Source organism: Thioalkalivibrio sp. (genome assembly GCF_041690275.1).
Classification (GTDB): Bacteria; Pseudomonadota; Gammaproteobacteria; order Ectothiorhodospirales; family Ectothiorhodospiraceae; genus Thioalkalivibrio.
This window is the reverse complement of the sequence record NZ_JAWLHP010000006.1, coordinates 1-9,482: the sequence shown is the minus strand read 5'-3', so window position 1 is coordinate 9,482 and position 9,482 is coordinate 1. Positions and strand designations below refer to the sequence as shown.

Genomic DNA, 9,482 nt, shown 5'->3' with positions numbered 1-9,482 from the left:
CGATCCATCCCGATCGATCCGCGTCCATCCCCCGATCGGTCCCGATCCGTCCCCAATCCGTCGGCTTCGGCCCCCTTCGTGCATTTCAGGCCTTCAAGCGCCCCACGCAGCCAAGTACACTGCTGCGCTGCCCCGCAATGCCGCGAGCCCGCCGATGAACGAACGCGCCGAATTCCGCCTGACCGTCTCGTGCCCCGACCGGCTGGGAATCGTCGCCCGCGTGGCGCGTCTGATCGCCGATGCCGAGGGCTGGATCACCGAGGCCGCGCAGCACACGGATACCGAGGCACACTGGTTCTTCATGCGCTGGGTCTTCTCCCTGCCTGCCGGGCGCGACACGGATCTGTCGGGCAGCCTCGGGGACCTCGCCGGCGAATTCGCGATGCAGTGGTCGCTGGTGCGCACCGATGCCCGGCCGCGGGTGGTCATCCTGGTCAGCAGGGAACCGCACTGTCTGACGGACCTGCTCGCCCGCTGGCGTTCGGGTGAACTGCCAATGGAGATTCCGGCCATCCTCTCCAACCATCGTGTACTGGAGGAGGTCGCCAGCTGTTACGGCATCCCGTTCGAACACCTGCCGGTCGCTCGCGAGACACGTGCGGAGGCCTTTTCACTGCTGCGCGAGCGCCTGGATCTCCTTGGCGCGGACACCGTCGTGCTCGCGCGGTACATGCAGATCCTCCCTCCGGATCTCTGCAGCGAATTCCGCCACCGCGTGATCAACATCCACCACAGCTTCCTGCCGTCCTTCATCGGCGCGCGCCCGTATCATCAGGCCTTCGCCCGCGGCGTGAAGCTGATCGGCGCGACCTGCCATTACGTGACCGAGGATCTGGATGCCGGGCCCATCATCGAGCAGGATGTTGCCCGCATCCGGCACGACGACCAGGTGGAAGATCTGATCCGCAAGGGCCGGGACGTGGAACGCTGGGTGCTCGCGCGGGGATTGCGCTATCACCTGGAGGGAAGGGTGCTGACCCACGGCAACAAGACCATCGTGTTCGATTGATCCGGGCGCTCCCCGGGGACAGATTTCAAATCTGTCCCCGGCGGGGTAGCTTCATCAGGCGCATTCCCAGAGCTTGAATTTCCCGGGCACGGCTGCATGATGTGCCCATGAGCAACAAGACCCGATTTCGCGTCCAGTTCATCAACCAGGGGAAGGTCTACGAGATCTTCGCCCGCGAGGTCTACCAGGAGCAGCTCTACGGCTTCGTCACCATCGAGGGTCTCCTCTTCGGGGAACGCTCCCAGGTCGTCGTGGACCCCAGCGAAGAGCGGCTGCGCAACGAGTTCGAGGGGGTGCAGCGCTTTCACATCCCGCTGCACGCGGTGATCCGCGTCGACGAGGTCGAGGAAGTGGGTACCGCACGCATCCGCGACATGAGCCCCGGAGGGAACGTGCACGTACTGCCAGGCGTCGTGCCGCCGGATCCGGGGCGGGGCAGGTAGTTTCGGGCGGCCCGAAGGGCGCTGCTGCGCGCCGGGAGCGGGCCCCGCCGGGGCGCGCCAATTGCGGTTTGCGGCGGCCTGGTTTACCCTTCGCAGCTTCTCGCGCGGGCGGAAAATGCGTGCCCGTGTGTGGACTCGGGAGAGGTGGCCGAGTGGTTTAAGGCGCACGCCTGGAAAGTGTGTATACGGTAACCCCGTATCGAGGGTTCGAATCCCTCCCTCTCCGCCAGATACAGGAAAGGGGCCTCAGGGCCCCTTTCCTGTATCTGATGAAGCAAGGTTCGAACCCTCGACATCCAGAATGATGGTTCGACTGCCCTGACGCGCAGCGGCAGGGCAGGACGCCAGCTATGCTGGCGCCCCGAAGGGGTGAGCCGCGCAGCGGCGAATCCATCCCTCCCTCTCCGCCAGATACAGGAAAGGGGCCTCAGGGCCCCTTTCCTGTATCTGATGAAGCAAGGTTCGAACCCTCGATATCCAGAATGATGGTTCGACTACCGAGGCCTGGTTAGCCCGGCTGGAAGCGGGCGAAGAGGTTGAAGCGCCTGAATGCCGGGGCTGATCTGGTCGCCCGCATCCCTGCAGGATGTCGAACAGCTCAACCGCTTTCTTGCCGGCAAGAACCCGGCGCCGCCGGCCGTACAGCGAAATCCATCCGGGAGGACATGAACAGCCTGCGCGACCAGCCGGGAGTCGGTCGCACGGTCAAGGATTTGGGCCCCGCATTCCCGCGTCCTTGCTGACGCCCGATCTGCGTGAATCGGCGCTGCTGATTTCCATTGCCCCAGGCCGCTCGCTCTGCGCTGTGGGAAGCGCGAGGCATCCACATGCGGACGGATCAGGGCCACGAAACGCGGATGCAAACCGTGCTTTGCAGAATCTGCCTATCATCGGTATTCAAGCTTCTCTTCAGCACGATTTCTGCAACCAAGGAGGTTCCTGCATGAAGCCACGGATCAGCATGATCACCCTTGGCGTCCGGGATCTGGAGGAGTCGGTTCGCTTCTACGAGCAGGGTCTTGGGCTGCCGAGGATGAATTCACCCCCGGAGGTGGCGTTCTTTGCGCTCCATGGTACCTGGTTGGGGCTCTACCGCCGCGGGTCCCTGGCCGAAGACGTCGGGGTACCTGCCGACGGCACCGGCTTCGCCGGCTTCACGATTGCGCACAATGTCCATTCCGAAGCAGCAGTTGACGAGCTTTTGGAACAGGCCATCTCGGCGGGCGCCAAGCTGATGAAACCGGCCCAAAAGGTGTTCTGGGGTGGCTATTCCGGCTACTTCGCGGATCCAGACGGCTATCTATGGGAGGTCGCGCACAACCCGCTCTTCTGGGTCGGCCCGAAAGATGAAGATGGACAAGCGAGTCATGCAGCAGCCCCTGGGGCCGCGCACGGCTGAGGTCCGGCGTTAGGCATCAATGATCAGGAATATCCCGGCACTGGCTCTATTAATCCTCGGGCTCCTGGTGATGGCTGTTTCGTTCATATACTACGCTGGGAGTGCTCTTCCTTATCCAGATGCGACTGCCGAATTGCTTTCCCATCAAGCTGCCGAGGCAAGAAAATGGAGCCTGCTCTTCGCGCTTGGGTTGCTCGCAAGTGCGATTGGCGGGCTTTGCCTCTGGCGGCGATCAAGAGCCAGGAACTGCGAGCGGGGTTCATCTGATTGAGCGTAAAGGCTGGCGTGGTGGGTTCAGCGACAGCAGATCTGGGCCGGCCACTGCCACCATCGGTCATCGGGCGTCTCGAGCCGAGCCTGAGCGGACAGTGAGTGGAAGGGGATCAGGGGCTGAAGCTGGATGTAATCCTGTCGTTGAAACCCTCGGGTTGCCCGCAGTGCGGGCACTGCCTTGGCTGTGCGACTGACGTTTCCGCGTTCCTTGTCGGATGCTGTCACCGGCGGGTGGTCAGCTGGCCTGCCGGCGGCCATGGACTGAGACTTGATACCGGCGCGGGCAAGAAATGTCGTTGGAGGAACAGGCCCGGAATGGGACATGGCGCGTCGTCTCCTGGTCCCGCGCGCCGGATCCCGCACAGATGGAAAGACCGTGGTTTATGTGGCTCCATTGCGCACAACCGCGGTTAGTCTACCTATACTTGACTACGCTCCTTATTGTGGCGTCGGCAGATTCTGGACAGGCAGGCTTTGGTCAGCCTTCACTCGGTATCCCACGAAACGTAATAAGGGGATGGGAGAATGAGCACTCTGCTTGGACGATCTTCCGGCTGGGCATTCTTCCTCCTTGCCGTCTCCGCACTGGTCGCTTGTGGTGGGGGTGGCGGCGGTGGGGGCGGCGACGGCGACGGCAACGTCAGCCCGCCGAACAACATCACCGCTGTCGCGATTGCCGTCGACACTCCGGACCCTCGTATCTCCGACCCGCTGACGGCGACCGTGTCGTTGAATGCCGATCGAGCGGTGAGCAAGGTCGCCGTATCGCTGTTTGCCATCGACGATACCGATGATCCGGACGCTGTCGTCAGGCAAATCCCGCTGGGTTCCGAAATCATTGAAGAATTGTCGGTGGGACGCAGTGATCATGTGCTGAATGTCATGGTGCCTGCCAGCGTGGAATTCAGCGGTCCTTACTACATTGCCGCCGTGGTCGACCCGGTGGACGAGATCGTCGAGACAGACGAGGACGACAACACCGTCTCGGTCCAGGTCACCCTGGCGTCGACCGCCACTCCAAACATCCTGCTGGCCGATGTGGCGCTGGATCGTGCCGCGCTGATCATCAAAACCGACGAATTCACCCAGCAGGTGCCTGGTGACGTCTACAACGCCGATGCCGGCGGCACTATCACGGTCGGCGCCGACGGGCTGGAAGTGGGCGAGACCGTCGACATCGAGGCCTTTGCCAACCTGCGGATCACACGTACCGATAGAGGTACGTCGCTGGATATGCCGCTGTATCTCTGGAACTCCGAAGAACAGCGGTACATGAACGCCTACGGTATTGATCCCAATACCAGCATACAGGGTGAAGTCGAGTGGTTGCCGATGGGGACGTTTACACCGCTGTTGGCGGAAATCATCGGTGAGGAAGCGGAGCTCGACGACGTTGAGCGGAATTCCGAGCACATGGAATTCTATTTTCCTGGCAAGCTGGGCTTTGAGCTGGAGCAGGCGCTACGCTACCCGCCGCAACCTTCCGACGACGGCCTTTTCTCCTCCCCGCCGCCGACCATACCGCCTCCGGATCTCACCGCAGCCGCGATCGAGGAGCTGCGATCCTTCCTTTCCGGCCTGCCGTTCAGTGGCGTACGGGGCGACGAAAGCGTCAGCCTGGCTGCGCTGGATTTCGCGGTGTGCGTCCAGATTCGTCCGGCGGACCCGTGGGTCGTCGACAGCGACACTGCAGATAACGAGGTCTGCCCGTCGCTGGACATCTTCCTGCCGCCGTTGCCTCCCGGTACGCCTACTTACGATACCGGCGCATACGTGCCCGTGCTCCAGAATCCCTCTCTACCGCTGGTATCGGGCGATGGCTTTGCCACGAGGAACAACAACCCGCATTTCGCGTTCAATCTCGACTTCAATGCCGGCGCCACGGCGGATAATCGGGGCTATATCGAGGAAGTCACTGCGGGTATACCGGTCACGGTGTTCGGTCAGGATTTCGACTTCCTTCGCATCACGGCGCGTGCGCAGCTCGTACCCGATTACCTGAACAAGCCGGCTTCGGAACAATCGGGCTTCTCCTATGAGATACGCTTTTTGGATCAGGTGGTCGAATCCATACCGCCGACTACTGTTTCCGTATCGGGCAGCCTGATTTCTTACTCGAAGGAGGTCGCGAAGGAGCAGGAGTTCTTCGTCGGCCCGGTGCCAATGATCGCTGGCGGCTCTGTCGGCGGCAGTTTTGGACTGGAGATCACCGTCGGTTACGCCAACGACAAACCCCCGGCGTTCGGTGGCGGTAACCCGGTGGTGTCGGTGGGAAGTTCCATTGGCCCGTTCGCAAAACTCGAGGCGGGCATGTTCGCCGGAGTCGGTACCAAGGTGTTCTCTGTGGGTGTCGAAGGCGTAGTGGTGCTGCTCGATGAACGGCTCGTGTATTTCATCGGCACGGAGATCGAAGTCATCGATGACGGCTTCGGCAGCAGCGATGATGTGGAATTCATAATCACTCAGCTGCAGAAACTGAGCAATATCTTCACCGGTCCGCAGGGCAAGCTGAACCTGTTTGCCAAGTATTCGGTGCCGGCGGTCAGGACCTGCAAGTTGGGCTTCGTCAACGTAAAGTGCATCAAGCTGGCCACGATCAAGGCGACCAGAAACATCTATAAAACGCCTGCATTGTTCCGCCGCGAGGATATTCTTTTCGACGATCCGTTCGCCCAGCTTGACGTGGTGATTGTCAGCGGTCAGCCACCGGCTTACTTCGTTCCTTGATATGCAGAAGCGCGCGTGGTGGCTGCAGGCTGCGGTGGCGCTGGGCGTGGGCGTACTGCTTGCAGTATGGTTCCGGGGTAGTGTGGATAAAGACGTCCCGGTTCGAACGGAGCCTGCCAAATCAACGGAACAGGCTACCCTTTCGATACAATGGCATCCCGGTGTTTCCCAGCGCTACCGGGTGTTGTCCGAGTCTTCGATGCAGATGCAGGGGACGGGCAGCGCCATGACCATGCGTGTGCATCTGCAGGGCCTGCTCGATACCCTGACTCTGGAATCCGATACCGACCAGGCCCTGGTCGGCATGCAGCTGTCATCGGTCCGGCTCGAGATCAACGGCACGACGGATGCCGAAACCAATCGCGCGCTCGAGGTGCCGTTCAGGGTGCGCTTTGCTGTCAATGGCATGCCACTGGCGTTCGAGTTTCCAGCAGAAGTCAGTCTACAGAATCGCAGTATCCTCGAGGGCCTGGTACGTACCTTCCAGGTCAGCCTCGACCGCGGCGACGGCTGGGTAACAAAGGAAAGCAACAGCTCGGGGACTTACGAGGCGGTCTACCGCCGCAGCGACCCTGGCCGCTTCGAGAAATCCAAGCGCAGGTTCACGGCCACGGCTGCCGGTATGGTCAACTGGTCGAACCTCAGCTCCACGGAGATTTTCAGCATCGAAGCCGGTCGTGATTGGATCGCGATGATGGAAGTGACGGAGGACATGAGTTCCGAGGGCGAGGGCGGCCCGGTGATGAAGGTCCGCAATCACGCCTCTCTGAACCTGCTGGCAGGCGGACGAGCGAATCTCACCGCGGAACCCTGGGATTTCGCGGAAGCCACCACCCCTGCCGTCGATGAGCGGGTAACGATGAAGTCGGTACCGGACATGACGGCGGAACAGGCGCGCCGACTGATCAGGACAACCATCCCGGAACTCGATGCCACAGAGCAGGGACGGCTGCCGCATATCCATCGCCTACGTGACCTGTTACGTGTCGATGCCTCCTTGCCCGAGCTCATACTGGATGTCCTGAAGACACAGGAAGTCAGCGATCGCACTCGCGCCGATCTTTATCTGGCGCTGGAGCTTGCAGGTACCGAAAGCGCGCAGTCGGCGCTGGCCAGCGTGATCAATGACAGCAGCTGGTCGCTCATGGATGGTATGCGCGCCATTGTAGCGATGGGCGGCGTCAAGGAACCCACTATTGAAGGCATCTCGGCGCTTTGGGCTGCGTCTCAGAACGATGCCGGCGGCGAACGGCAGAGGATGGCGAGTTCGGCCGCCTTCGCGCTCGGCAGCATCGGAAATACCATGCGCAATGCAGACGACCCCGCGTACAGCTCGCTGCGTTCAGATCTGCTCGGTCGTGCGTTTGGTTCGGACAATGCAGCGTCGCGAAGCGACTTCATCACCGCCCTGGGCAATACGCAGGACCCGACGCTGGCGAGCGATGTCGTCGTGCTGCTGGATGATACCGAACCTGCGGTGCGTCGTGCCGTGGCCCTGTCGCTGGGTTCGCTGGGTGCCGACCAGGTCGCAGACCAGCTGATGGCGCACATGAAAAGGGAAGAAAACGGCTATGTGCGTAGTGCGATCGCCGAGGCACTGCAATCGTGGACGGAACCGACTGATACCGCGATGGTGATGTTCAGGCAGGCTGTGCGCACAGAAGCCGATGAGGGCACGCGCTACAATATGGCGCTGTTGCTGGGCAAAAACCTGGCGAAATTCCCCGAGAACGAGCCCGTGCTCAGGGAGATCGTGCGCAGCGAGCCGTCGAAACGCATCCGACAGAAAGCGGCCGAGGCGCTTGCCGGAGATAGATGAATGCGGGACTGGAGAGTCAGCGCCCGCGCATACGCCGATTCCGGGATCGCGCTCCGGGCGACGTTGCTTTCCCGGGTTTCCGGCGACAGCACACCGATATCCATTCCTGTCGGCGCTTGTCGCGCTGCTTCGGGGAATTCGGCTAACCGGGACGGAACACGAGCCACTCGGATCATCGCTCTCCTTCTCAACATTCCGCGGATCATGGCCCCCAGACCAGCCACCCGGAAATCGATGTACTGTCTCCGGAAACCTCGCGTCCCGCTCGATAGCTCTGTGTTGCTCATGGTCTATACATAGACGTGGGATGCGCCCGGATCACGAAGAGGCACCCCCAAGAAAAAAACATCAGAGGAGAACCTTCGCTCATGAAATCGAAAGCCATTGGCCTGGCCATTGCTCTGGCGCTCGCAGCCACGAGTGCCTGGGCATCGACCGTTCGTGACGAACCCATCAAACCGATCGAACCCTATGTTTCGGACAGTCCCGAACTGGTGGAACTCGGCAAGAAGCTGTTCTTTGAACCGCGCCTGTCAATGTCCGGCATCATCTCCTGCAACACCTGCCACAACTTGGCCCGCGGCGGGACCGATAACCTGAGGACGTCGATCGGTCACAAGTGGGCCGCCGGTCCGGTGAACGCACCCACGGTGCTCAACTCCAGCCTGGCGCTGGCCCAGTTCTGGGACGGCCGTGCCGCCGACCTCCAGGAACAGGCGGGCGGTCCGATCGAGGCCGACATCGAGATGGGCATGCCGCACGGCCTGGCCCTCCAGGTGCTGCAGTCGATTCCGGATTATGTCGAGGAATTCGAAGCGGTCTTCGGCAGCGGTGAGATCACGGTGGACATGGTCACCGCGGCAATCGCCGAGTTCGAGGAGACCCTGGTCACGCCGAACTCGCGCTTCGATCAGTGGCTGAAGGGTGACGATGACGCGCTGACGGAAGACGAACTCGCCGGGTATCGGCTGTTCAAGGCCAGCGGCTGCACCGTGTGCCACAACGGGCCGGCGGCGGGCGGTACGTCCTTCCAGCGCATGGGCGTGATCGAACCCTACCAGAGCACATCTCCGGTCGAGGGCCGCGCGGCCGTGACCGGCAAGGATGCGGACCGCTTCAGCTTCAAGGTGCCGACCCTGCGCAACGTGGAATACACCTATCCGTACTTCCACGACGGCGAGGCGCGGACCCTCGAAGAGGCAACGGACATCATGGGCCGCCTGCAGTTGGGGCGCGTCTATGAGGAGCAGGAAATCGATCAGATCGTGGCGTTCCTGAAGACGCTCACCGGCGAGATGCCGGAGGTGACACTGCCGATACTGCCGCCATCCAGCAACGTGACTCCGGCGCCGGATCCCTACGCGGACGCGGAATGATCGGCTGATGCCAGATCAGGCCGCTCGAACGGCGGCTTGGGTTGAAGCCTGGTACCTTGGGGTACCAGGCTTTTTTTCGGTGCGCCAGGCGGGGCGCGAAGCTCATGACCTGGCGCTTTCAACCGCCGAGGGAAACCGAAGCGGGAAGTGATGAGGCCAAGGGTTTCCGGCGCCGATTCGGGATTCGATGCTGGCCATGACGAACTCCAATCGTGATTGAGAGGCGCACCCATATTGGCTACCTGTTGCGACAACGTCGTTACGTCCGAAAGGCGGTTCGATGACGTCAGCCGGTGCTGCCGGGCGGCGGACATGGCGCCCGGGCTGCGGGGGGCGGTCCAGCCGCGTGATCCGTTCCCGGAGGTCGCATGACTCCGGAAACACGAGGCAACGTGCAACCAGGAGCGGGCCCTAGTGGGCCATGCGGAAAGTTCGG

General features: G+C 61.9%; 6 protein-coding genes and 1 tRNA gene. All 7 read left to right on the top strand.

Annotated elements, in window-relative coordinates; all coding sequences use genetic code 11:
- The first annotated feature begins 154 nt into the window (after window positions 1-154).
- The 7 genes from purU to ACESMN_RS01745 all read left to right on the top strand — a co-directional run bounded on the left by purU (window position 155) and on the right by ACESMN_RS01745 (window position 9,046).
- On the top strand, window positions 155-1,009 hold the full coding sequence (gene purU, locus ACESMN_RS01775; RefSeq protein ID WP_373051870.1) for a formyltetrahydrofolate deformylase: 855 nt from the start codon (window positions 155-157) through the stop codon (window positions 1,007-1,009).
- A 107-nt stretch (window positions 1,010-1,116) separates the two neighbouring features.
- Complete coding sequence (locus tag ACESMN_RS01770) at window positions 1,117-1,452, top strand: DUF1820 family protein (protein ID WP_373051869.1); 336 nt, start codon at window positions 1,117-1,119, stop codon at window positions 1,450-1,452.
- 138 nt (window positions 1,453-1,590) lie between these two features.
- A tRNA-Ser gene (locus ACESMN_RS01765) sits at window positions 1,591-1,681 on the top strand.
- A 714-nt stretch (window positions 1,682-2,395) separates the two neighbouring features.
- Window positions 2,396-2,851 carry a VOC family protein gene (locus ACESMN_RS01760; protein WP_373051868.1) on the top strand — a complete coding sequence of 152 codons (456 nt, stop codon included), beginning with the start codon at window positions 2,396-2,398 and terminating at the stop codon, window positions 2,849-2,851.
- Between the two features lie 798 nt (window positions 2,852-3,649).
- Window positions 3,650-5,851, top strand: coding sequence for a hypothetical protein (locus ACESMN_RS01755; protein WP_373051867.1), 2,202 nt, complete (start codon window positions 3,650-3,652; stop codon window positions 5,849-5,851).
- 1 nt (window position 5,852) lies between these two features.
- Window positions 5,853-7,670: a HEAT repeat domain-containing protein gene (locus tag ACESMN_RS01750; protein ID WP_373051866.1), complete on the top strand. Its 1,818-nt coding sequence runs from the start codon at window positions 5,853-5,855 to the stop codon at window positions 7,668-7,670.
- Between the two features lie 368 nt (window positions 7,671-8,038).
- Window positions 8,039-9,046 carry a cytochrome-c peroxidase gene (locus ACESMN_RS01745; RefSeq protein ID WP_373051865.1) on the top strand — a complete coding sequence of 336 codons (1,008 nt, stop codon included), beginning with the start codon at window positions 8,039-8,041 and terminating at the stop codon, window positions 9,044-9,046.
- The last annotated feature ends 436 nt before the right edge of the window (window positions 9,047-9,482 follow it).

Coding starts and splice junctions, on each gene's coding strand:
- purU (WP_373051870.1), top strand. CDS start 155: ATGAACGAACGCGCCGAATTCCGCCTGACCGTCTCGTGCCCCGACCGG.
- ACESMN_RS01770 (WP_373051869.1), top strand. CDS start 1,117: ATGAGCAACAAGACCCGATTTCGCGTCCAGTTCATCAACCAGGGGAAG.
- ACESMN_RS01760 (WP_373051868.1), top strand. CDS start 2,396: ATGAAGCCACGGATCAGCATGATCACCCTTGGCGTCCGGGATCTGGAG.
- ACESMN_RS01755 (WP_373051867.1), top strand. CDS start 3,650: ATGAGCACTCTGCTTGGACGATCTTCCGGCTGGGCATTCTTCCTCCTT.
- ACESMN_RS01750 (WP_373051866.1), top strand. CDS start 5,853: ATGCAGAAGCGCGCGTGGTGGCTGCAGGCTGCGGTGGCGCTGGGCGTG.
- ACESMN_RS01745 (WP_373051865.1), top strand. CDS start 8,039: ATGAAATCGAAAGCCATTGGCCTGGCCATTGCTCTGGCGCTCGCAGCC.